A 23,945-nucleotide genomic window follows, 5' to 3' on the forward strand; every position below is an offset into this window, starting at 1 on the left:
ATGAACCAGGCATTGCCTTCCCTCGCCGTCGAGGCGGCCGACTATCTCGGCGATCATGAACAGAAAGGGCTGCTGCGCTTTCTCACCTGCGGCAGCGTCGACGACGGCAAGTCGACGCTGATCGGCCGGCTGCTGCACGACACCAAGCGGGTGTTCGAGGACCAGGTGGCGGCCCTGCAGAAGGATTCGCGCAAATACGGCACGCAAGGCGAGGAACTCGACTTCGCGCTGCTGGTCGACGGGCTGGAGGCCGAGCGCGAGCAGGGCATCACCATCGATGTCGCCTACCGCTTCTTCGCCACCGAGGCGCGCAAGTTCATCGTCGCCGACACGCCGGGCCATGAGCAGTACACCCGCAACATGGCGACGGGCGCCTCCAACTCGGACCTGGCGATCATCCTGATCGATGCGCGCAAGGGCGTGCTGCAGCAGACCCGCCGGCATTCCTTCATCGTCTCGCTGCTGGGCATCCGCCACGTGGTGGTGGCCGTCAACAAGATGGACCTGGTCGGCTACGACCGCGAGGTGCTGGAGCGCATCCGCGCGGACTACGAGGCGTTCTCGCAAGGCTTCGGCTTCGAGACGCTGGAAGTGATCCCGATGTCGGCGCTGACGGGCGAGAACGTCAGCCGCCGCAGCGCGGCGATGGACTGGCACGACGGCCCGACGCTGCTGGAACATCTGGAAGCGGTGGATGTCGCCGGCGAGGACCGGCTCGGCCCGTTCCGCATGCCGGTGCAGTGGGTGAATCGGCCGAACCTCGACTTCCGCGGCTATGCCGGCACCGTGGTCAGCGGCGCGATCCGCCCCGGCGACAAGGTGGCGGTGGCCGCCTCCGGCCGCGTTGCCACGGTGGCGCGCATCGCCACCATGGGCGGCGACCTGGACGAGGCGGTGGCGGGCGATGCGGTGACCATCACCCTGCAGGAAGAGGTCGACATCTCGCGCGGCGACGTGCTGAGCACGCCGGAAAGCCGGCCGGAGGTCTCCGACCGGCTGAGCGCCCATGTGATCTGGATGGGCGACCAGGGGCTGCGCACCGACCGCAACTACGTGATCAAGGCCGGCAAGCGCAGCACCACCGGCGTGGTGGCGCGCATCGAGCACGGCATCGACGTCAACTCGCTGAAGCACCTGCCGGCGAGCACGCTGGCGCTGAACGAGATCGGCTTCTGCGAGATCCACCTGAGCGCGCCCATCGCCTTCGACCCCTACGAGGTCAACCGCGAGATGGGGTCCTTCGTGCTGATCGACCCGCTGACCAACCAGACGGTCGGCGCGGGCCTGATCTGGGCGAGCCTGAGGAAGGCGGACAACATCCACCGCCAGGCCTTCGACATCGACCGGGCGGCGCGCGCCAGGCTGACCGGGCAGACGCCGCGCGTGCTTTGGTTCACCGGCCTGTCGGGCGCCGGCAAGTCGACCATCGCCAACCTGGTCGAGCAGCGGCTGCACGCACAAGGGAGGCTGACCTTCCTGCTGGACGGCGACAACGTGCGCCACGGGCTCAACCGCGACCTCGGATTCTCGGAGGCCGACCGGGTGGAGAACATCCGGCGGGTGGGCGAGGTGGCGCGCCTGTTCACGGAAGCCGGCGTGATCGTGCTGGTCTCGTTCATCTCGCCGTTCCGCTCGGACCGGCAGATGGCGCGCGACCTCTTCGCGCCGGGAGAGTTCGTCGAGATCCACGTCCATGCGCCGCTGGAAGTGGCCGAGACGCGCGATCCCAAGGGGCTGTACCGCAAGGCGCGGGCCGGCGAGATCAGCAATTTCACCGGCATCGACAGCCCCTACGAGGCGCCGGAAAGCGCCGAACTGGTGCTCGACACGGTGTCGCGCCCGGCCGAGGATCTGGCCGACGAGGTGATCCGCTATCTCGGCCTGTAGGGCTTGAGGCGAAATGCCGAAAAAACCGGCCGGAAGACGTGCTTCCGGTCGGTTTTGCCGTCTTTTTGAGCGGTCTTGCACGCGAATTGAGCGCGAGCCAAAATTGCTTGATGAATGGGCAATTGCGGGGCAGTCTTCCTGGTGACCCTTCATAAAAACACCAGTGGGGACCCTATGCGCAGACTGTTTGGCATTGCCTTCGCGCTGACGCTGGCCGCTCCGGCCGCGATGGCGCAGACCGAGATCAAGTTCACCCTCGACTGGAAGTTCGAGGCTCCGGCCGCGCCCTTCTTCATCGCCCAGGACAAGGGCTATTTCGAGGAGGAGGGCCTTTCCGTCACCATCGACACGGGCGCGGGCTCGCGCGAATCGATCCCGCGCGTCGCCACCGGCGCCTACCAGATGGGCTTCGGCGACATCAACGCGCTGATCAAGCTGCTGGACGAGCAGCCGGACCTGAAGGTCAAGGCGGTGATGATGGCCTACGAGCGCCCGCCCTTCGCGGTGATCGGCCGCAAGAGCCTCGGCGTCACCGAGGATCCGAAGTCGCTCGAGGGCAAGAAGCTCGGCGCCCCGCCGCCGGATGCCGCCTTCGGCCAGTGGCCGGCCTTCGTCGACGTCGCCGGCCTCGACACCTCCGGCATGACCATCGAGAATGTCGGCTTCCCGGTGCGCGAGCCGATGCTGGCCCAGGGCCAGGTCGACGCGATCTTCGGCTTCTCCTTCTCCTCCGTGATCAACCTGAAGTCGCAAGGCGTGCCGATGGACGACATCGCCACCATCCTGATGGCGGAGAACGGCCTCGACCTCTACGGCAATGTGGTGATGGTCAACACCGACTTCGCCGAGAGCAATCCGGAGGCGGTGAAGGGCTTCGTCAAGGCGCTGGTGCGCGGCTTCCTCGACACGATCGCCGATCCGGAAGCCTCCGTGCCCTACGTGCTGAAGCGCAACGAGGTGCTGGACGAGGCGACCGAGACCGACCGCATCCTGATGGCCGTGGACGGCTCAATCGCCACCCCGGCGGTGAAGGCCAACGGCTTCGGCGGCGTCGACATGGCCAAGCTCGCCAAGTCGATGGAATACCTCAAGACCTCCATGGGCGTGAGCGACACGCCGCCGGCGCCGGAGCGGGTGTTCGACCCCTCCTACCTGCCGCCGGTCGAGGAGCGCATGATCAAGTAAGGCCTGCGCCCGCGCCTTTTCTCCCCGTCGCGCGAGACGGGCAGGGGAGGCGCGGGCGTCGTTTCCACGACCCTTCGGCGCCAGCCCCCGCATGGCGCCTCGCGCCGGGTGCATTCGCCCGTCCTGCGGCCTGCACGGCCGCATCATCCTTCGGAGTTTCGCCCAGCCGTGACAGGTTTCGTCGATCTCAACACCATCCGCCTTGCCTATGACGGCGGCGACGGCACGCTTGCCCTCGACGGCCTGACCATGGCCGTGAAGAAGGGCGAATTCGCCGCCGTCGTCGGCCCGTCCGGCTGCGGCAAGTCGACCCTGATGAAGCTCGCCACCGGGCTGATCCGCCCGCAGGAAGGCACGGTCGAGGTGGCCGGCAAGGAAGTGGACGGGCCCGTTTCCGTCGCCGGCATGGCCTTCCAGAACCCCTCCATGCTGCCCTGGCGCACGACGCTGAAGAACGTCATGCTGCCGCTGGAGATCGTCCAGCCGCACCGGCGCAGGCTGAAGAGCGAATACGAGAGCTACGTCGCCCGCGCCGAGAGCCTGCTGGAGGTGGTCGGCCTCAAGGGCTTCGGCGACAAGTTCCCCTGGCAGCTGTCGGGCGGCATGCAGCAGCGCGCAAACCTCTGCCGGGCGCTGATCCACGATCCGGCGCTCTTGATGCTGGACGAACCGTTCGGCGCGCTCGACGCCTTCACCCGCGAGGAGCTGTGGCAGGTGATGCGCGACCTGCACGCGGAAAAGGGCTTCACCGTCATCCTCGTCACCCACGACCTGCGCGAGGCGGTGTTCCTGGCCGACCGCGTCTTCGTGATGAGCGCGCGTCCCGGCCGCATCATCGTCGAGCGGGAGGTGGACTTCCCGCGCCCCCGGCCCATCGACCTGACCTATGACGGGGGCTTCAACGACATCGTCCACGAATTGCGCGGACACATTGCCGAGGCGAGGGCCGCCGCATGACCAACGATCGCTGGATCAAGGCCGCCCCCTGGCTGTGGACCATCGGCCTGTTCGTCGTCTGGGAGGCGGCGTGCAAGGGGCTGGACATCGCCGTCTTCATCCTGCCGGCGCCGACCGACATCTGGGCGGCCATCGTCAAGTACTGGTCGCCGATCTGGAAGAACTCGCTGCAGACGCTGTTCACCACGACCGTCGGCTTCCTGATGGCGGTGGCCGGCGGACTGGCGCTCGGCCTTGCCATCGGCTGGAGCCGGGCGATTTATGCCGGCCTCTATCCGTTGATGATCGGCTTCAACTCGATTCCGAAGGTCGCCGTTGTGCCGATCCTGGTGATCTGGTTCGGCATCGGCACGGTGCCGGCGGTGCTGACCGCTTTCCTGATCGCCTTCTTCCCCATTGTCGTCAACGTGGCGACGGGGCTCGCCACCATCGAGCCGGAGATGGAGGACGTGCTGCGCGCGCTGGGCGCGAAGAAGATGGACATCATGCTGAAGGTCGGCATCCCGCGCTCCATGCCCTATTTCTTCGGCTCGCTGAAGATCGCCATCACGCTGGCCTTCGTCGGCTCGGTGATCTCCGAAACGGTGGCCGCGAATGCCGGCATCGGCCACATGATGCTGGCGGCGCAGTCGCAGTTCAACGTGCCGCTGGTCTGGGCCGGCCTCGTGGCGCTCGCCGTGCTGGGCATCGTCATGTATGCGGCGATGGCCTGGCTGGAGATGCGCATGACCGGCTGGGCGCACCGCTCGGGCCGGAACTGATCGTTTCCCGTGCAACACTCCGGCGGAACCTGCCGCCGGAGTGTCGGCAGGGTGTAGGCAAGCGGCACGCGAGCCTGTAACACGGTCGGCGCATCCAGCCGGCCGGAGACCTGCATGTCGTTCCTCTATGTCCTGAAGCGCCGCATCCAGCGGAACCTGCCCAAGCCGCTCCAGCGCAAGCTCCAGGAGGCGATCTATTTCGCGCTCTACCGGCTGTCGCCGGCCCGCCACCAGAACTTCTTCAACAGCGGTTATTCGCCGGCTGAGGCGCCCTGGACGGAGCTGGCGCCCTTCGACCGCGAGCCGCTGCAGGCGACGCTCTACGACAAGGTCCTGTGGGAGCTGACCCGGGACGCGGGACGCAGCGGCGCCGACTGGGCCGACATCCTCGACATCGGCTGCGGCCTCGGCGGCGGCGTGCAGGTCGCCCATCACCGCTTCCCGCAGGCGCGGATCACCGGCGTCGACGTCAATGCGAGCGCCGTCAGCGTCTGCCGCAAGCGCATGCAGCCGTTCCCCGGCATCCGCATCCTGCAGGGCAATGCCCGCGACCTGCCGCTGGCCAACGGCTCCTTCGACATGATCTTCAGCGTCGGCGCGGCGAGCTATGTCGGCATGGACGCCTTCATGAAGGAGGCGGCGCGCGTGCTGCGCCCCGGCGGCGTCCTCAGCTTCTCGGTCGGCTACACGGACAAGGAGTTCGCCGACCAGCGCAAGATCGTCGACGAGCTCTGCGAGAAGAACGGGCTCGATGTGCACAAGGTGGTCGACATCACCGAGAACGTCTTCGCGGCCATCGCCGAGGACGTGCCGCGCCGCCGCGAGCTGATCAACCGGGTGCCCTGGCCGTTCCGCGACTACGCGCTCGACTGGGCCGACATGCCCGGCACCATGCGCTACCAGGAATATGTCGACGGCCGCCGCCTCGACTACGCGGTCTGCTGCGTCAAGCGCTGAGAGGAGAGCACGGGGGTAGCTTTCGACTATGAGGGAAAGCGAGCCTTTGTGCGTCGTAGCATCGTGTCCATCTTCGCCGGCTCCAGCATAAGTTGCCCTGCAAGGCTCAAGGCGCCAAGCAAGACAAACATTTGGCCAAGCGCAAAGACGATGAACTTTGCAGCTGGCGAGCTCGTTGCAACGGGAACAGGCATCGCGGCGATTATGGCGCTGAACGGAATGAGATAAACCGTCTGAAAGGAAAGTCGCCAAGCCGGCCATCCTTGCGCCACGACACGCCACATCTCGCGCAGCATTGCGGTCATCCACATGAGCAGCGCGACCGCCACCAGCACCAGTTTGAATAGCGTGTACTCTACCCAGAGGTTCCAGGTCTCATCACCGAATCCTCTTGAGCCTGTAGAGTGAGGCGTCTTTAAGATCTGTATTCCGCAGAGCTTGATCACAAAATTGAGAATGCAAAGCCCTATCAAGAGCGCTGTCAGGATGCGTGTGAGTGGTTTGAAGCGGGGGAGTACAATGCCTTGAACCATGATGGCTTGATTTCTCTAAGCGTAACCAGAATGAACATACAGGAATATTTCTGAGCTTCAGAACTTATGTGTCTGTCCGAGCGACACAGGTGCGTTTATCGGAGACTGCTGTCGAGGCGGACGCGCGCGGAGGGGGTGTGAGCTGTCTCAACGCCGCTGGGCGGCCTGCGGGACGCCGCTCGCAGGAGCCGGGGAGGCGGTGCCGAACTCGGTGTCGATGACGCCGCGCAGCTCGCGATAGAGCAGGGCGTCGAACTCCAGGTATTCCTGCACCTTGTCGATGCCGTGCAGCCGCTCGGCCAGCTCCATCGTGCCCGGCAGAACGTAGGGCTCGTAGCCGCCGAAGATGTCGCGCCCGGTGACTTCCTCGACGCAGGTATTGAATGCGTCGATCCGTTCCTCGACGCCGACCGCATCGAACTCGGCCAGCCGGTCCAGCGCCATGCTGATATGCCGTTCCTCCGGCGCGTCGCCCTGGTCGCAGACCAGCGTGCGCACGAAGGGGTCGGCAATCGCCTGGGCCTGCTGCGGGCGCAGCCGGGTGAAGGCGTCCTGCAGCGAGTCCTCGCTCTCCAGGTCGATGGTCTCGCACAGGCCGAACAGGTTCTCGAGGCCCGAGACGAGGTTCTCCAGCAGCTTGCGATTCGAGGACCGCGAGATCTGCTTGATCATGATCAGCCGCTCGGCGAGCTCGACGATGGGATCGCGCAGCAGCGCGATGCGCATGTATTCGCGGCTCAGCAGGAACTCGGCGATGCGATTGTGGTTGTTGCGGCCCATCACGAACTGCGAATGGGCATTGTGGTTGATCAGGATGCTGGAGATCGTCGCGAAGGTGATGCGCTCGCTGTTGGTATAGGTCAGGCTGAACAGGTCGCTCGCCATGTTGCGCATGCGGATCTGCGGCACGACGCAAAGGTTGAAGAACATCACCCGCTTCTCGATGCGGAAGGGCGAGGCCGTGTGCCGGTGCACCATCAGCCCGGTTTCCTGCTCGACGAGCTGGACGTTGTCGGCCTTCTGGATGCCCTTGACGATCTTGTCGTCGATGTGGAAGCCGACGAAGCCGGTCGCGTGAAGCCCCAGGTCCTTGATGTCCTGGCGGTTCACGTTCGGGCCGATGACGGCGATTTCCTCGTCGTTGACGATGACCTTCACATGCGGCGTCCCGCCCGGATTGTTGGGCACGATCCAGCCGGAAAGAACGCCGTTGGCCTGTCGGTCGATGTGAAACTGCACTGTGCCGGGTCTCCCGGGGCTGTCCCGTCAGATCGCGTGGTCCTTCACCGATGCGACGATCAGCGAGGCGATCGCCCACAGGACGAAGGAAATGAAGAAGATCATGAAGATGCCTGCCGCAACGCGCGGATAGAGCGCGGTGTCTGGCACGGCGGGGCGGACGATCTCGACGAGGTAAAGCTGCTGGCGCTCGGTTTCCTGCCGTGCCTTCTCGTAGGAGGAGACGGCGATGGAATAGCGATTGGCGGCGAATTCCTCTTCGAGCCGCAGGTTCTCGAAGCTGGCGACCACGTCCGAGACGGTGCCGCCGCTGCGCCCCTGCGAGGCGAGCAGGCCTTCCTGCTCGGCGATCTGGGCCTTGACCTGGGCCAGTTCGCGCTCGATCACCTGGCGCGGCGCGAAGTCCTGGTCGATCATCGAGGCGGTCGTCTCCAGCCGCGCCTCCAGCTCGATTCGCTTGATCATCAGCTGCGACAGGACCTCGCCGATGGACTCGGCCGTCATGGTCGGGTCGATGATCTCGCTGGTGTTCCGGTAGACCCGCAAGGTCTCGCGCGCCTCGGCAAGCTCGGAGCGGGCAAGCTCCACATCGGCCAGGGCGACGCGCAAGGCCTCCTCGCGGGCCCGGCGGGAGATCTCGTTGACGAGCGTCTCGCTCTTCTCCACCACCTGCCGGGCCAGCCAGTCGGCTTCTTCAGCGGAAAAGGCCGTCGCCTCCACGGTGATGATGCCGGACTGGGTGTCGAGCGAGGCCGTCACCCGGCCCTGCCAATACTCGACGATGTCCTCCCACGTCGCCTCGGGATCGATGGTCGCGAAATAGTCTCCGCGCTCCCGATTGAACAGGCGGAAGACGGTTTCCTTGCCGCCGATGTCCTCGATGATCGCGCGGCTCTTGACGTAGTTGAGCACGGCGAAGCTGTCGGGGCTGGTGCCGGACACGCCGGCGACCTTGGCGACCATGGCCAACGCCCCGGAGCCGACCTCCTGCTGGGTATCGCCGCTGCGCACCATGAAGCGGGTCTCGGAGGCGAAGATGTCGGAGGCGAGGACGAGGAAATAGAGCGCGGCGAGCATCGTCGGGATCAGCACGAAGATGCCGAAGCTGCGCCACAACCCGCCGCCGCGCCGGCCGGTCGCGTCGGTCTCGCGCAGCTCCTTCAGGTCCTCGCGAACGGTCCGCACGAGGCCCGAGACCTTGCTGCCGGCACGTGCCAGCGGCCCGCGGCCGCGCGGGACGAGGCTGTCGGGATCCGTGTCGCCGCCGGTCACCTTGACGGCGCGGGCGGCGACGCCCTCCGGCCTGGCGGCCTTGCGCCCGCCCGCAGTCCCCTCGGACTTCGCTCCTTGCGTCTTGGGGGTCCGTTCCCTGGTGCCGGGAAGCCGCGAAAGCAATCGTTGCATCGTCACGTCCAGCGCCTCGCGGGTTCCGCGGCATGCGGGTGTGCGGCCCGCAGCATTTGCTCCAGCCTCGCTCCCATCGTCATGCCGCCAGATGGTTGCGGATGAGAACCGCAAGGCCGACGAGGCCGCCCCAGGCGGAAATGCACAGCACCAGAACCACTGTCCACGACCAGATCCGGCGCGGATACTCGGCATCTTCCGGCAGGGTCGGCTGCATCACGACCGCCGTATAGACCTGCCTCCGGTCAGCGTCCAGCCGGGCCCGCTCGTATTCCAGGCTCGCCTGGGTGTACTGCTTGCGGGCGATCTCCTGGTCGAGCAGGTAGCGGTCGAACAGCGCCTTGGTGGTGGACAGCGTCTCGCCGGTGCTGCCCGGCGAGGCGATTTCCCGGCGCAGGCGCGCGATCTCGCCCTCCAGTGTCTCGATCTGCCGGGTGAGGAACTGCATCTGCGGCGTGTCGGCGTCCATCGAGCCGAGCAGGGTCTGCCGCCGCACCTTCATCTCGGTGAGGCGCACCTCCAGCTCGGTCGCGACCGCCGAGATCGACTTGGCATAGGTCTCCGGATCGAGCAGGCCGGTGGTGTTGCGCAGGTTGGCAAGGTCCTCGCTCAGGGTCTTCAGCCGATCCTGCGCCTGGTCGAGGTCCTGGCGGTTGAACTGCAACAGGTCGGCGCGGGCGCGGACCGACAGGTCGTTGACCAGTTCGTCGATGGCCTCGAGGATCAGCCGGTTGATCTGCTGCGCGTCCTCGGCCGAGAAGGCCTGCACCGAGACGGTGACGATGCCCGACAGGCTCTCCACATGGACGCCGACGCGCTCGCGCCAGTAGTCCATGAAGTCCTCGATCGGATCGCCTTGGGGGAAGCGCGAGAAATAGTCGATACCGGGCGCGTTGAACTTGGCGAACAGGTCGATGCGCTCCTGCAGCCGGTCGATCAGCGCCCGGCTGTGCACATAGCTCTCCACCACCTTGGCCTCCTGCATCAGGTTGCCGGTGGGAAGCCCGGTGAGCGACATGAAGGCGGCGGGCGCGGAGGCCTTGAAGTTGCGCAGCGAGAACTGCATCTCGGACGCGTAGCGGTCCGAGGCGATGAGGCCGAAATAGATGCCGGACACCAGCACCGGCACCAGCACCACCAGCAGCCAGCTGGCGGCAACCGACATGAGGAACAGCCGTTCGCCGCGCCGGCGGCGGAAGCCGCCGCCGCCGATGACGCGACGGTTCGAGCGGATGCGCCGGCTGGCCTCCTTGAGGGCCGCCGAGATCGCTTCCGTTCGCTTGCCGCTTCTGGGCGCTTCCTCGACAAGGTCGCCGCCGCCGAGCACCACGTCTATCAGCGCGTCCGACATCTTCTCCGCCATCCGCGCCAGGCCTTCCGGCCCGGCACCGCTACATGTTCAACTGCTTGTACATCTCGACCGCATCCGAGACCGAATCGAAGAAATACATCTTTCCATCGGCCAGCACGATGCCACGGTCGCAATACATCTGCACAAGCTCGATGCTGTGCGAGATCATGATCATATCCGAATATTGCTTGCGTTTGTTGAACTCGTCCCGGCAACGCTGCTGGAAGCGGGAGTCGCCCACCGCCATGACCTCGTCGATCAGGTAGCAATCGAAGTCGATCGCCATCGACAGTCCGAAGGCGAGACGCTGCTGCATACCGGAGGAATATGTGCCGAAGGGGGCGTCGATGAAGGGGCCGAGCTCGGAAAAGTCCTCCACGAAGCGCACCGCCTTGCGGATGTCCTGCCGGTAGACGCGGGCGACGAACTGGATGTTCTCGCGCCCGGTCAGCGCCGGATGCAGGCCGCCGGCGAACCCGAGCGGCCAGGACACGCGCGCCTCGCGCACGATGCGGCCGCTGTTGGGCATCTCCGTGCCGGCGATCAGCCGCATCAGGGTCGACTTGCCCGCGCCGTTGATGCCCATGATCCCGTAGCTGACGCCCTTGTCCAGCCGGAAGCTGATATGGTCCAGCACGATCTTGAGCGTCTTCTGCGTGCGGTAGAATTTGAAGACGTCCTGGAACCTGATCATTTCATCAAGAGCTTTCCGCGCACCGCCCGCTCCGCCGCAAAGCCCAGCAGCAGGGTGAAGAGCGACACCTGCACCACATACATGGGCTCGACCGTGCTGCCGCCGTAACCGTCGTAATAGGCGGTGCGGAGCCACGATATGCAGTGATAGAGCGGGTTGTAGACGATGTATTCCAGCACCCAGTGCGGCATCATGCTGGGCAGGTAGAGCGCGCCGGAGGTGATCCACTGGGCGATCATGATCAGGATGAAGATCGCCACCCACATGGGAAACAGCACCAGGATCACGCAGCTGAGCAGGCCGACCGAGATGCCGTAGAGCACCGTGACCGCGATGGCGGCGATGGCGATGTCGGGCCGGTTGGGCAGGAAGTCGACGCCAGCGATGTAGAGGATCGTGCAGAAGGCGAGCAGCACGCACATGGCGGTGATCATCTCCAGCAGCGCGCGCGCCAGGATGATGTCGATCACCTTCACCACCGGGAACAGCAGCATCGGCTTGTTCTGCTGGATGGCGAGCATCATCATCCGCCCGGGATACAGGCACAGGATGTAGGGCATGATGCCGGTGCCGAAGAACACGACATTGTTGGTGCCGAGCGGCACCGCGCGGCCGATCGCCACCCACACGCCGAGCATCGCCAGAAGGTGGGTGAGCGGCCACGCGACCGCGATGACGAAACCGATCGCCGTGCGCCCGAACCGGGTGCGCATGTCGCGCAGGATGAGCGCGCCCAGCACGGCCTTCTGATTGGCCAGGGCGGCGACGAAGGACGTCCTCATGTCACTCCCGAAGCTTCCGGTCCCGCCGGCGGATGTTGCATTGCGGGATAATTGACCGGGGAACGCGACGATTCCATGGCATGTCCGGACCGGCAGGGCAATGCGGCTATTCCCCCAGCCGGTCGGCGACGAGACCGGCCAGCGCCAGAGCCGAGGTGAGGCCGGGCGACTCGATGCCGTAAAGCGCCACGAGGCCGGCATGGCCGTGCTCGCGAGGTCCGTCGATGCGAAAGTCCGCCGCCGGCTCGCCGGGGCCGGAGATCTTCGGCCGGATGCCGCTGTAGTCGGGCCGGAGCGCGCCGTCGGCAAGGCCCGGCCAGTATTTGCGGATCTCGGCATAGAAGCCGTCGGCGCGGCGCGGGTCGACCGTGTAGTCGAGGCCGTCGATCCATTCCACGTCCGGGCCGAAACGGGCCTGGCCGCCCATGTCGAGCGTCAGGTGGACGCCGAGGCCGCCGGGCTCGGGAACCGGATAGACCAGCCGCGAGAAGGGCGCCCGGCCCGAAATGGAGAAGTAGCAGCCGCGGGCGAAATAGGCCTTCGGTGCCTGCGTGCCGGAAAGGAGGGCGGCAAGCGAGGGCGCGCCGTGCCCGGCGGCGATGACGAGGTTGCGGCAGGTGAGGGCGAAGCCGTCGGCGCCATCCGCCACCGTAAGCCGGTAGCCGCCGTCGATCCTGCCGAGCCCCGTCACCTTCGTGCCGCAGACCACCTGGCCGCCATGCGCCTCCAGCCCGCCCTGCAGGGCCTGCATGAAGGCGTGGCTGTCGATGATGCCGGTGGAGGGGGAGAGCAGCGCGCCCTCGCAGGCAAGATGCGGCTCCAGCGCCAGAGCCTCGGCGCGGGTGAGAAAGCGCAGGTCGTCGACGCCGTTCGCCTCCGCCCTGGCGCGGATCGCCGACAGCGTCTCGACCTGGTCGGGCGCGGTCGCGACGATCAGCTTGCCGAGCCGGCGGTGGGGAACGCCGTTCTCCTCGCAGAAGCGGTAGAGCAGCTCGCGCCCGGCAAGGCAGGCGTGCGCCTTGAGGCTGCCGGCCGGATAGTAGATGCCGGCATGGATCACCTCGCTGTTGCGGGCGCTGGTCTGCGAGCCGATGATCGTGTGCTCTTCCAGCACCATCACCTCGTGGCCGCGCAGGGCGAGGTCGCGCGCGGCCGCAAGGCCGATCACGCCGGCGCCGATCACCACCGTCTCGACATCCATCCCCCGCTCCTTCAACAGCTGCCGGCAAAGCGCCGCATTTCCGTGTGACGTCGCTTAGGCCATCGGCAGGGGCGCCGCAACAGGCGGGAATCGTTCTGGTTGCGCTGCGGCCTTGTTCGCCTCGGTTGCGTCTTCTATACAACGCCAGGTCCGTTCCGGTACCCGAACTCTCAAGCACAGGCTTTCTTTTCATGTCGGTCGATGTTGTCAGCCTCGAAATTCCCGAAGTGAAGATTATCCGGCCAAGGAAATTCGGCGATCATCGCGGTTTCTTTTCCGAGGTCTACAACAGGAAGGCCTTCGCGGAGGCCGGGATCGAGCTGGATTTCATCCAGGACAACCATTCCTACTCGGCGGAAGCGGGGACCCTGCGCGGCCTGCACTACCAGGGCGGGGAGTTCGCCCAGGACAAGCTGGTGCGCTGCATACGCGGCCGGATCCTCGACGTGGCGGTCGACATCCGCAAGGCCTCTCCGACCTTCGGCAAATGGGTGTCGGCGGAGATCTCCGCCGCCGAATGGAACCAGATCCTGGTACCGGTCGGCTTCGCCCACGCGATCCTGACCCTCGAGCCGGACACGGAGATCATCTACAAGGTCACGGGCCACTACGCGCCCACCCACGATTTCGGCATCCGCTGGAACGATCCGGACCTCGCCATCGACTGGGGCGTCGACGAGGACAAGGTGATCCTCTCGGACAAGGACAAGGCGCAGCCCTTCTTCAAGGATGTGGTCCACTGGTTCTGACACGTCTTGCGCGAAGCGGGCCGGCACGCGACGACGATTTCTTGAAGATTCGCGAAAGTGCGGGTTGATCGGATCGTCTTGCGCTGCAAAATGCGGCCGTCGGTAAGCGACATCGCGTGATCCTGGGCGAGAGTCGGGCAGGGAAGAAGGCATCCGGGGCAGGAGGCCTTCCTGGAAATGCAAGGGGCTGGCAGTTGTGCCGGCCTGCAACTCGAACGCGGTCGGTGTTTGCATGGAAACTGTTCTGGTTACAGGTGCGGGCGGCTATATCGGCACGACTCTGGTGCCCTTGCTGCTGGAGGCGGGCTACGCGGTGCGCGCGGTCGACCGCTTCTTCTTCGGCCGCGACCTGCTGCCCGAGCACGAGCGGCTGGAGATCGTGCGCCAGGATGCCCGGCTGATCGATCCGGCGCTGTTTGCCGGCATCGACCATGTGATCGACCTCGTCGCCATTTCCAACGACCCCTCCGGCGAGGAATTCAGCCGCGAGACCGACCAGATCAACCACGTCTCGCGCGTTCGCACCGCAAAGCTCGCCCGCGAGGCCGGCGTCAAGCGCTACGTCCTGCCGTCCTCCTGCAGCCTCTACGGCTTCCAGGAGCCGGGCGTCATCGCCACCGAGACGACGCCGACCAATCCGCTGACCGCCTATGCGCGCGCCAACGAGATGGCCGAGCACGGCGTGCTGCCGCTCGCCTCGGACGATTTCACGGTGGTGGTGCTGCGCCAGGCGACCGTCTACGGCTACAGCCCGCGCATGCGCTTCGACCTTGCGATCAACGGCATGGTGTTCGGCGCCTGGAAGACCGGCAAGCTGCCGCTCATGCGCGACGGCACCCAGTGGCGCCCGATGGTGCATGTGCGCGACACGGCCCGCGCCCAGATCTTCATGCTGAGCGCCCCGGCCGAGAAGATCAACGGCCAGATTTTCAATGTCGGCTCGGACGAGAACAACTACCAGATCGGCCCGCTGGCGCAGATCGTCGCCGACACCCTGCCGAACGATGTCGCCATCGAATGGTACGGCGACCCCGACCACCGCTCCTACCGAGTCGGCTTCGACAAGATCGAGGCGCTGGGCTTCAAGGCCGAGCTGACGGCGGTGGACGGGGTACGCGACGTTCTGGCGGCGCTGGAAGACGGGCGTACCGACAAGACGACCCAGACCATCACGCTCGCCTGGTACAAGGAACTGGTCACCTGGCACGAGCGCATCAAGGAGCTCGAGCTCAACGGCGGCATGCTGCGCATCTGAGGTTCCCATGAAGACGATCCTCCTTGGTCCCGGCGGCCAGCTCGGTACGGATATCCGACGGGCGAACGAGGCCGCGGGCAGCGTGCTGGACATTGTCCCCGTCGGCCGCGACCGGCTCGACCTTGCCGACTTCGACCGGGTGCGCGAGCTGCTGTCGACGGCCGACTTCGACGTGCTGGTGAACTGCTCCAGCTATCACAAGACCGACGAGGTCGAGGGCAACGCCCAGCAGGCTTTCACCATCAACGCCCATCTGGTCGCGCTGCTGGCCGAACTGGCGCAGGCGAGGTCGGCCCGCTTCGTCCATGTCTCGACCGACTACGTGTTCGGCGGCCAGGACAAGCGTGAGCCTCTCGACGAGGCCGACCCGCGCGCACCGGTCAACGTCTACGGCGCCAGCAAGGCGATGGGCGAGGATCTGGCCCGGCTCGCCTGCGAGAACACGCTGATCCTGCGCGTCGCCTCGCTATTCGGCGTGGCCGGCGCCAGCGGCAAGGGCGGCAATTTCGTCGAGACGATGATCCGCTTCGGCCGCGAGCGCGAGCACTTGCGCGTCGTCGCCGACCAGCACATGTCGCCGACCTCGACGAAGGACATCGCCGCCGCGCTGCTGACCATGCTGCGCGACGAGGTGCCCTCTGGCATCTGGCATGTGGTGAATTCCGGCGCGACGACCTGGCACGGCTTCGCCGAGGAGATCATCCGCAGGTCCGGCATCAAGGCGAGTGTCGAGGCGATCCCGTCTTCCGAATTCCCGACGCCGGCGCGCCGGCCGGCCTATTCCGTCCTGTCGAACGAAAAACTGGCTTCCGTCATCGGCGCCCCGCGCCCCTGGCAGGAGGCGCTGGACGACTATCTCGCCGAGAAGGGGTACCTGGCGTGAGGGGCATCGTGCTTGCCGGCGGGTCCGGCACCCGCCTTTATCCGCTGACCCGGGTGACCAGCAAGCAGTTGCTGCCGGTCTACGACAAGCCGATGATCTACTATCCGCTGTCGGTGCTGATGCTGGCGGGCATCCGCGAGATCCTGATCATCTCCACCCCGCGCGACCTGCCGAGCTACGAGGCGCTGCTGGGCGACGGCAGCCAGTGGGGCATCAAGCTCTCCTATGTGGTGCAGCAGGAGCCGCGCGGCCTGGCGGAAGCCTTCATCCTGGGCGAGCGCTTCATCGACGGCAGCCCCTGCGCCCTGGTGCTCGGCGACAACATCTTCTACGGCCACGGCCTGTCCGAGCGGCTGGTCAAGGCCTCGGCGCTGACCGCGGGCGGCAAGGTCTTCGCCTATCACGTGCAGGATCCGCAGCGTTACGGCGTCGTCGAGTTCGACGAGGCCGGCCGCGCGGTGTCGCTGGAGGAAAAGCCGGCGAGCCCGAAGTCCAACTGGGCGGTGGCCGGCCTCTATTTCTACGATGCCGAAGTGGTGGAGCACGCCCACCAGGTGCGCCCATCCGCGCGCGGCGAGCTGGAAATCACCGACATCAACCGCCGCTATCTCGAGGCGGGCCAGCTGACGGTGGAAAAGCTCGGCCGGGGCTTTGCCTGGCTCGACACCGGCACCCACGACAGCCTGATGGAAGCCTCGGAATTCATCCGGGCGATCGAGCACCGGCAGGGGCTGAAGGTCGCCTGCCTGGAAGAGATCGCCATGGTGAACCGCTGGATCGCCCCGGAAGATGTCGCCGAACTCGCCAAGCCGCTCGCCAAGACGCTGTATGGCGAGTACCTCCTGCAGATCAGCGGACGAAAATAGGCCAGACGGAACATGCTCGGGCAGGTCATCCACCCAGTCATCTTCTTCTTCTACAAGATCCTGAACAGGCTCTGGTACCTGTACTGGTACTTCCTCGTCATCATGCCCTACGAGGTCTATGCCCGCTTCGTCTGCCGGCTGGACCCCAAGCTCTACTCGGAAAAGCGCCGCATCCTGGGCGTGACCGAGGGGCGCCGCTCGCACGAGGGCAAGCGCTTCGCGATCTTCGTGATCTACACGAAGGCCGACATCCAGGTCTTCACCCGCACGGCCATCGACGCGCTCAACGCGCGCGGCATCAACATCGTCTTCGTGACCAACATGCGGGCGAGCGGCGATGTGCGCGAGGACCTGCTGGACAATTGCCATCTGCTCATCGAGCGCGAGAACCTTGGCCGCGACTTCGGCGCCTACAAGGACGGCTTCAGCCTGCTGCGCAAGCGCGAGCCGGTGATCGACAAGCTGATCCTGATGAACGACAGCGTCTACTACCTGCCGAGCGGTCTCGACGAGATCTTCGCCAAGCTGGACGCGGACGAACCGTTCATCGGCCTCACGGAAGTGTTCGAGCACCACTATCACGTCCAGTCGTTCCTGCTGGCGTTCAACCGCGAAGTGATCGAGGCGCCGGCCTTCCTGGAATACTGGGACACGTACCTGCCGATCAGCACCCGTCGCTGGTCGGTGCACAAGGGCGAGGTGGGCCTGACCAAATGCGTGCTGCGCAAGGTCGGCCAGGGCCCGCACATCATCGTCAACCCGGTCGAGGTCTACAACGTCCTCGTCGGGATGGACTTCGGCGAACTCAAGTCGACCATCGACCTGGTGCCGTTCCGCAACAGAAACCTGCTGCGCAAGCAGCTCTACAAGCTGATCGAGATGCGCTCCAGCCAGGCGATCTCCGAGGAGGCGCTGGCGCAGGGCCAGTTCATCGAGCGGTTCGCCGATCTCGTCACGGCGGCGCGCGCCAAGGGCACGTCGCTGGCCGACGACGACGACGTCACCAAGGCGCTGGACCTGCGCTACGACTTCCAGAGCCGGCGCAACCTCAGCGACTTCAAGGTGGCCGAATTCATCGAGGGCTACGTCAAGCTGCTGACCGAGCGCAACCAGATCCATTTCGGCGGATTTCTCTACTACAAGTTCCTCGGCATCCCGGTCCTGAAGCGCGACCTGGTCTATCGCGGCGTCTACACGTTCGAGCAGATCAACAAGATCATCGACGAACTGGACCTGCCGTTCGCCGAGGAAATTCGCGTCGACATCCGCAGCAAGGGGATGGGGCGCTACTACAAGGGCTTCAAGAAGGTCCTGTTCCGCTACGGCTCGATCTGAGGATGAGGGCAGCAATCATGGCAAGCAGGCTGCTCGGCCGGCTGATGAACACGCTTGCGGGGGTGCGGCGCGCGGTGGCGCTGCCGCAGGCGCGCGGGCACCAAGACAAGGCGCTGGACGACCGCTACGACATGCGCACGGCACGGCCCGAGAACGCCGTCGACCTGTTCGAGGGCGAATGGTCCGGCGCGCTGCCGGGCCTGCCGCCCAACGGCAAGCCGGCCTTCTATACCGACCCGCGCGTCGACTTCTTCGAGCGCGCCAGCGGCGGATATGTCAACAAGCACGTGCTGGAACTGGGGCCGCTGGAAGGCAGCCACACCTATATGCTGCAGATGAAGGGCGCAGCCTCGATCACCTCCATCGAGGCGAATACGCGCGCCTATTTCAAATGCCTGATCGTCAAGAACAATTACGGTCTGCACAAGGCGCGGTTCCTGCTCGGCGACTTCCTGAAATATCTCGAGGAGGAGCCGCGCAGCTTCGACGCCATCGTCGCGAGCGGCGTGCTCTACCACATGAGCGATCCGGTGGCGCTGATCGAAGCGATGTGCAGGACGGCGGATGCCATCGGCATCTGGACGCACTATTACGATCACGACATCCTCTCGCGCCATCCGGTCTATGCCAGCCGCTTCGCTGCGCCCGAGACGATCGAGCATCGCGGCGTGCCGCTGACCATGAGCCGGCAGACCTATGTGCAGCAGGTGCTCGACTGGAAGGGCTTTTGCGGCGGCGCCGAGCGGGTGACCCGCTGGGTGGAGAAGGACTCGCTGCTGCGCCTGTTCGACGTGCTCGGCTTCGACGTGGAGATCGGCAAGGACGACCCGGCCCACGCCAATGGTCCGGCGCTGACCTTTGTCGCCAGGAAGCGAAAGAGCGCTTGATGGCCGGGGTCCTGCAACGGATCGTCGGCGCGCTGACCGGCGCCAAGGCGCGCCAGGAGGCGGAAAAGCCGCATTTCCAGCGCGACTACGAGCGCCACGTCCGCAAGCTGAAGGAAAGCCATCCGCTGGACGAGGCGATGTCGCTGGCCGTCGGCGGCCACTACGACATCCAGGGCCGGATACACCTGGAGCTGCTGCGCTCGCTGGGGCTGAAGGACGGCGACAGCCTCATCGATCTCGGCTGCGGCAGCGGCCGCACGGCGAGGCAACTGGCCGCCAACGGCAGCTACGCCTATCTGGGCATCGACGTGGTCAAGGACCTCATCGACTATGCCCGCGCCCATACCCCGGCCGACTACCGCTTCCACATCTCCACCGACCTGAAGATCCCGGCCGCGGATGCGTCCGCCGACATCGTCTACTCGTTCAGCCTGTTCACCCATCTGCTGCACGAGGAGACCTACCTCTACATGGAGGAGGTGGGGCGAGTGCTGCGCCCGGGCGGAACCTTCCTGTTCTCGTTCCTGGAATTCGGCAGCCGCGGCCATTTTCCGGTCTTCCTCGGCAGTGTCGAGCAGCAGAGAAACGGGACGAAGCCGGTGATGAACATGTTCATCGAGCGTAACGTCATCGAACTTTGGGCGGAAAAGCTCGGCTTTGCCGTCGAGACCTACATCGATGGCAACCGCGAAATCGTGCCGGACGGGCGCCTCGGTCAGACCGGCGCCGTGTTGCGGCGTCTCGAACGCTAGGGCAGGTAGCGGAAAACCGTGGTTCAGGACGCTGTTTCAGCGGCTTGATCGCGCCGCACCGAGCAACTAGAAGGAGTGCGCGGAATGAGTGTCGAAGCGGGTTTCAGCCGCCGGTCCTTCCGTTCGCCAGGGAGCCCGACCGGGCCGCGCGATTGTGCGGCAGGCGGGGGCGGAGCAGGCCAGAAGAGCCAGTACGGACAATCCGGCAGCCAGACACCGGCCTGCCTTGTGCACCATCGCACCGGCCTCGTCGCGAACGGGGCCGCTGAGCGGTGCGAGGCGGCGTGATGCATCAGGAAGGGTCGAACTTGCAAGAAGACGTGATGGCGCCCGGCCGCCTCGACAATCTGCGGACGCTCGAGGCGGAAAGCATCCACATCATCCGGGAGGTGGCGGCCGAGTTCCGCAATCCCGTCATGCTCTATTCGATCGGCAAGGACTCCTCCGTCCTGCTGCATCTGGCGATGAAGGCCTTCGCGCCCTCGCGTCTGCCGTTTCCCCTGATGCATGTCGACACGACGTGGAAGTTCCGCGAGATGATCGCCTTCCGCGACGAGACGGCTAAGCGCATCGGCGCCGACCTGATCGTGCACACGAACGAGGACGGCATCCGGCAGGGCATCGGCCCGTTCAGCCACGGCTCCTCCGTGCACACGCATGTGATGAAGACCGAGGCGCTGAAGCAGGCGCTCGACAAGTACGGCTTCGATGCGGCCTTCGGCGGCGCCCGCCGGGACGAGGAGAAGAGCCGCGCCAAGGAGCGCGTCTTCTCGTTCCGCAGCAAGGCCCATGCCTGGGACCCGAAGAACCAGCGCCCGGAACTGTGGAACCTCTACAACGGGCGCATCGCCAAGGGCGAGTCGATCCGTGCCTTCCCGCTGTCCAACTGGACCGAGCTCGACATCTGGCAGTACATCCTGCTGGAGGGCATTCCCATCGTGCCGCTCTACTACGCCAAGCGGCGGCCGGTGGTGCGCCGCGACGGCATGCTGATCATGGTCGACGACGAGCGCATGCCGATCGGTCCGGACGACCGGGTGGAGGAGCTGATGGTGCGCTTCCGCACGCTCGGCTGCTACCCGCTGACCGGCGCCATCGAGTCCGACGCCGACACGCTGCCGGCGATCATCCGCGAGATGCTCATCGCCCGCACCTCCGAACGTTCGGGCCGCCTGATCGACCACGACGACAGCGCCTCGATGGAAAAGAAGAAGCGCGAGGGGTATTTCTGACCATGCGCAATCCGGATCCGACCGCCTCCGACGAGGCCGTGCGCGAGTACATCCTGTCCCAGGTCAACAAGGACCAGCTGCGTTTCCTCACCTGCGGCAGCGTCGACGACGGCAAGTCCACCCTGATCGGGCGGCTGCTCTACGACACCAAGCTCATCTTCGAGGACCAACTGGCCGCGCTGGAGCGCGATTCCACCCGCCACGGCACGGTCGGCGACGACATCGACCTGGCGCTGCTGGTCGACGGGCTGGAGGCCGAGCGCGAGCAGGGCATCACCATCGACGTCGCCTATCGCTTCTTCGCGACGGACCGGCGCAAGTTCATCGTCGCAGACACGCCCGGCCACGAGCAGTACACCCGCAACATGGCGACGGGCGCCTCGACCGCCGATCTGGCCGTGCTGCTGGTCGATGCGCGCAACGGGCTGATGACCCAGACGCGCCGTCATGCCTTCATCGCCTCGCTGCTGGGCATCCACCACGTGGTGCTGGCCATCAACAAGATCGACCTGGTCGGCTATTCGCAGGAGCGCTTCAACCAGATCGAGGCGGAGTTCCGCGCCTTCGCGCAAGGCTTCGATTTCGAGACGCTGGTGGCGATCCCGCTGTCGGCGCGCTACGGCGACAATGTTACGGCGCCGGGCGACAACATGCCCTGGTACGAGGGGCCGACGCTGCTGGAGCATCTGGAGACGGTCGAGGTCGGCCGCGACGACGATGCCCGCCCGTTCCGCTTCCCCGTCCAGTGGGTGAACCGCCCGAACCTCGACTTCCGCGGCTTTTCCGGCACGATCGCCGGCGGGCGCGTCAGCGTCGGCGACGAGGTGGTGGTCGCCGCCTCGGGCCGCACCTCGACGGTGAAGACCATCCTGTCGCAGGTGGGCGAGACGCAAAGCGCGAGCTCCGGCGAGGCGGTAACGCTGGTGCTGAACGACGAGATCGATGCCTCGCGCGGCGATGTCATTGCCGCCGCCGCCGCCCGTCCGGATGTCGCCGACCAGTTCGCCGCGCATCTGATCTGGATGTCCGAGGAGCCGCTGCTGCCGGGTCGGTCCTATCTGCTCAAGATCGGCACGCGGACGGTCACCGCCTCGGTGACCGAGATCAAGCACAAGATCAACGTCAACACGTTCGAGCGGGCCGCGGCCAAGACGCTGGAGCTGAACGAGATCGCCTTCGCCAACCTGGCGCTGACGGTGCCGGTCGCCTTCGACCCCTACGAGGCGAACCGCACGACCGGCTCGTTCATCCTGATCGACCGGCTGACCAATGCGACGGTCGGCGCCGGCATGGTCTGGTTCGCCCTGCGGCGGGCGACCAACATCCACTGGCAGGCGCTGGAAGTGGACCAGGCGGCGCGCGCGCAGAGCCTCGGCCAGACGCCGGCGGCGCTCTGGTTCACGGGCCTGTCGGGCTCGGGCAAGTCGACGGTCGCCTCGCTTCTGGAAAAGAAGCTGCATGTGCGCGGCCGCCACACCTACACGCTGGACGGCGACAACGTGCGCCACGGCCTCAACCGCGACCTCGGCTTCACCGATGCCGACCGGGTGGAGAACATCCGAAGGGTCGGCGAGGTGGCGCGGCTTTTCGTCGATGCCGGTCTGCTGACGCTGGTCTCCTTCATCTCGCCGTTCCGCAGCGAGCGCGCCATGGCACGCGAGCTGTTTCCGGACGGGCGCTTCATCGAGGTCTTCGTCGACACGCCCATCGAGGAGTGCCGCCGGCGCGACCCGAAGGGCCTCTACCGCAAGGCGGATGCGGGCGAGTTGCGCAACTTCACGGGTGTCGACAGCCCCTACGAAGCGCCGGAAAATCCGGAAATCCACATCCGCACGATGGGCCGCGACCCGGAGGAGATCGTCGACGAGATCATCGCCTACCTGGAGGCGAACGACCTGATCTAAACGCCGGCCCCGGCTCCGTGATCGGAAGGAGTGGGGACCAATGGCGGCGGGAACGGCAAGCTTGTGACACGCGTCACAATGTTGCTGCGACGGCTGGCCATGATGCGCTGCAACAAACGGAAGCGACGGGAATCGGGGCATGGCCGAAGAAACTGTTCTGGTGACGGGAGGAGGCGGCTATATCGGCTCGCACTGCTGCAAGGCGCTGCGCCGTGCGGGCTATCTTCCCGTGGCTTTCGACAATTTTGCCACCGGCTGGCGCGAGGCGGTGCTCTTCGGGCCGCTGGAGGAGGGCGACCTTTCCGACCGCGCGCGGCTCGACGAGGTCTTCGCCCGGTGGAAGCCGGTGGCCGTCATGCATTTTGCCGCGCTGTCCCAGGTGGGCGAGTCGATCAAGGATCCGGGCCGCTATTGGCGCGGCAATGTCGGCGCCACGCTCACCCTGATCGAGGCGGCGATTGCCGCTGGCTGCCTCGACTTCGTCTTCTCCTCCACCTGCGCCACCTATGGCGAGCAGGACGGCGTCATGCTGGACGAGGACACTGCTCAGGCTCCGATCAACGCCTATGGCGCCTCCAAGCGGGCCATCGAGGACATGCTGCGCGACTTCTCGATCTCGGCCGGCCTGCGCCACACGATCTTCCGCTATTTCAATGTGGCCGGCGCCGATCCCGACGGCGAGATCGGAGAGTGCCACGTGCCGGAAACCCACCTCATTCCGCTGGTGCTCGACGCGATCAGCGGCCGGCGCGACGCGATCACCATCTTCGGCACCGACTACAAGACGCCGGACGGCACTTGCATCCGCGACTATGTCCATGTGTGCGATCTGGTCGACGCGCATCTGTCCGGTCTCGACTGGCTGAGGCAGGGGAACAGCAACCGCGTCTTTTGCCTGGGCACGGGACGCGGGTTCTCCGTGCGCGAGGTGATCGAGGTCGCCGCCCGCGTCACCGGCCAGCCGGTGCCGGTGCTGGAAGGCGCACGCCGCGAGGGCGATGCGACGCAGCTGGTCTGCGGCTCGACCCGGGCGCGCACGGAGCTGGGCTGGGACCCGCAGCGCTCGACGCTCGATGAGATGATTTCCGATGCATGGCGCTGGCATCAGCGTGGCGCCTACAAGACCTGAAT

22 protein-coding genes are annotated in these 23,945 nt (G+C 65.9%); 15 read left to right on the plus strand and 7 right to left on the minus strand.

Annotated features, from left to right (window positions below; all coding sequences use genetic code 11):
* The 5 genes from cysN (MNI96_RS18055) to MNI96_RS18075 all read left to right on the plus strand — a co-directional run bounded on the left by cysN (MNI96_RS18055) (position 1) and on the right by MNI96_RS18075 (position 5,747).
* The gene (gene cysN / locus MNI96_RS18055; protein ID WP_249695397.1) at positions 1-1,887 is read left to right on the plus strand and encodes a sulfate adenylyltransferase subunit CysN; all 1,887 of its coding nucleotides are present in this window, start codon (positions 1-3) and stop codon (positions 1,885-1,887) included.
* 174 nt (positions 1,888-2,061) lie between these two features.
* Positions 2,062-3,072, plus strand: a complete 1,011-nt coding sequence (locus MNI96_RS18060; protein WP_249695398.1) for an ABC transporter substrate-binding protein — start codon at positions 2,062-2,064, stop codon at positions 3,070-3,072.
* A gap of 168 nt (positions 3,073-3,240) precedes the next feature.
* The gene (locus tag MNI96_RS18065; RefSeq protein ID WP_249695400.1) at positions 3,241-4,029 is read left to right on the plus strand and encodes an ABC transporter ATP-binding protein; all 789 of its coding nucleotides are present in this window, start codon (positions 3,241-3,243) and stop codon (positions 4,027-4,029) included.
* Complete coding sequence (locus MNI96_RS18070; protein WP_249695411.1) at positions 4,026-4,790, plus strand: ABC transporter permease; 765 nt, start codon at positions 4,026-4,028, stop codon at positions 4,788-4,790. Before MNI96_RS18065 ends, MNI96_RS18070 begins: the two co-directional genes overlap by 4 nt.
* A gap of 114 nt (positions 4,791-4,904) precedes the next feature.
* A complete protein-coding gene (locus tag MNI96_RS18075; RefSeq protein WP_249695413.1) occupies positions 4,905-5,747 on the plus strand; it encodes a class I SAM-dependent methyltransferase in 843 nt (280 codons plus the stop codon).
* A gap of 26 nt (positions 5,748-5,773) precedes the next feature.
* Here MNI96_RS18075 and MNI96_RS18080 read toward each other — a convergent pair whose 3' ends face one another.
* From MNI96_RS18080 to MNI96_RS18110, 7 genes are all read right to left on the minus strand, one after another.
* A complete protein-coding gene (locus tag MNI96_RS18080) occupies positions 5,774-6,280 on the minus strand; it encodes a hypothetical protein (protein ID WP_249695414.1) in 507 nt (168 codons plus the stop codon).
* 147 nt (positions 6,281-6,427) lie between these two features.
* Positions 6,428-7,519, minus strand: a complete 1,092-nt coding sequence (locus tag MNI96_RS18085) for a hypothetical protein (protein ID WP_249695417.1) — start codon at positions 7,517-7,519, stop codon at positions 6,428-6,430.
* 27 nt (positions 7,520-7,546) lie between these two features.
* Positions 7,547-8,923, minus strand: a complete 1,377-nt coding sequence (locus tag MNI96_RS18090; RefSeq protein WP_249695419.1) for a KpsE/RkpR family capsule polysaccharide export protein — start codon at positions 8,921-8,923, stop codon at positions 7,547-7,549.
* 79 nt (positions 8,924-9,002) lie between these two features.
* Positions 9,003-10,286, minus strand: coding sequence for a KpsE/RkpR family capsule polysaccharide export protein (locus tag MNI96_RS18095; RefSeq protein WP_249695421.1), 1,284 nt, complete (start codon positions 10,284-10,286; stop codon positions 9,003-9,005).
* Between the two features lie 28 nt (positions 10,287-10,314).
* Positions 10,315-10,968: an ABC transporter ATP-binding protein gene (locus tag MNI96_RS18100; protein WP_249695423.1), complete on the minus strand. Its 654-nt coding sequence runs from the start codon at positions 10,966-10,968 to the stop codon at positions 10,315-10,317.
* Positions 10,965-11,750 carry an ABC transporter permease gene (locus MNI96_RS18105; protein ID WP_249695425.1) on the minus strand — a complete coding sequence of 262 codons (786 nt, stop codon included), beginning with the start codon at positions 11,748-11,750 and terminating at the stop codon, positions 10,965-10,967. Before MNI96_RS18105 ends, MNI96_RS18100 begins: the two co-directional genes overlap by 4 nt.
* A gap of 106 nt (positions 11,751-11,856) precedes the next feature.
* A complete protein-coding gene (locus tag MNI96_RS18110; RefSeq protein ID WP_249695427.1) occupies positions 11,857-12,951 on the minus strand; it encodes an NAD(P)/FAD-dependent oxidoreductase in 1,095 nt (364 codons plus the stop codon).
* A 191-nt stretch (positions 12,952-13,142) separates the two neighbouring features.
* Here MNI96_RS18110 and rfbC point away from each other — a divergent pair, with 191 nt between their 5' ends.
* The 10 genes from rfbC to galE all read left to right on the plus strand — a co-directional run bounded on the left by rfbC (position 13,143) and on the right by galE (position 23,943).
* Positions 13,143-13,700 (plus strand): dTDP-4-dehydrorhamnose 3,5-epimerase, encoded by a 558-nt coding sequence (gene rfbC / locus MNI96_RS18115; protein WP_249695428.1) that lies wholly within the window; start codon positions 13,143-13,145, stop codon positions 13,698-13,700.
* A gap of 232 nt (positions 13,701-13,932) precedes the next feature.
* Positions 13,933-14,955, plus strand: coding sequence for an NAD-dependent epimerase/dehydratase family protein (locus tag MNI96_RS18120; protein WP_249695430.1), 1,023 nt, complete (start codon positions 13,933-13,935; stop codon positions 14,953-14,955).
* A 7-nt stretch (positions 14,956-14,962) separates the two neighbouring features.
* On the plus strand, positions 14,963-15,838 hold the full coding sequence (rfbD, locus tag MNI96_RS18125; RefSeq protein ID WP_249695432.1) for a dTDP-4-dehydrorhamnose reductase: 876 nt from the start codon (positions 14,963-14,965) through the stop codon (positions 15,836-15,838).
* A complete protein-coding gene (gene rfbA, locus MNI96_RS18130) occupies positions 15,835-16,704 on the plus strand; it encodes a glucose-1-phosphate thymidylyltransferase RfbA (RefSeq protein ID WP_249695434.1) in 870 nt (289 codons plus the stop codon). The genes rfbD and rfbA overlap by 4 nt, the downstream gene beginning before the upstream one ends.
* Before the next feature lie 12 nt (positions 16,705-16,716).
* Complete coding sequence (locus MNI96_RS18135) at positions 16,717-18,039, plus strand: rhamnan synthesis F family protein (RefSeq protein WP_249695436.1); 1,323 nt, start codon at positions 16,717-16,719, stop codon at positions 18,037-18,039.
* A gap of 17 nt (positions 18,040-18,056) precedes the next feature.
* Positions 18,057-18,926, plus strand: coding sequence for a class I SAM-dependent methyltransferase (locus MNI96_RS18140; protein ID WP_249695439.1), 870 nt, complete (start codon positions 18,057-18,059; stop codon positions 18,924-18,926).
* Positions 18,926-19,678 carry a class I SAM-dependent methyltransferase gene (locus MNI96_RS18145; RefSeq protein WP_249695441.1) on the plus strand — a complete coding sequence of 251 codons (753 nt, stop codon included), beginning with the start codon at positions 18,926-18,928 and terminating at the stop codon, positions 19,676-19,678. Before MNI96_RS18140 ends, MNI96_RS18145 begins: the two co-directional genes overlap by 1 nt.
* 323 nt (positions 19,679-20,001) lie before the next feature.
* Complete coding sequence (gene cysD / locus MNI96_RS18150; protein ID WP_249695495.1) at positions 20,002-20,910, plus strand: sulfate adenylyltransferase subunit CysD; 909 nt, start codon at positions 20,002-20,004, stop codon at positions 20,908-20,910.
* A gap of 2 nt (positions 20,911-20,912) precedes the next feature.
* Positions 20,913-22,814: a sulfate adenylyltransferase subunit CysN gene (gene cysN, locus MNI96_RS18155; protein ID WP_249695443.1), complete on the plus strand. Its 1,902-nt coding sequence runs from the start codon at positions 20,913-20,915 to the stop codon at positions 22,812-22,814.
* A gap of 139 nt (positions 22,815-22,953) precedes the next feature.
* Complete coding sequence (gene galE, locus MNI96_RS18160; protein WP_249695444.1) at positions 22,954-23,943, plus strand: UDP-glucose 4-epimerase GalE; 990 nt, start codon at positions 22,954-22,956, stop codon at positions 23,941-23,943.
* Positions 23,944-23,945 lie beyond the last annotated feature (2 nt).

Source organism: Stappia sp. WLB 29 (genome assembly GCF_023507705.1).
GTDB lineage: Bacteria > Pseudomonadota > Alphaproteobacteria > Rhizobiales > Stappiaceae > Stappia.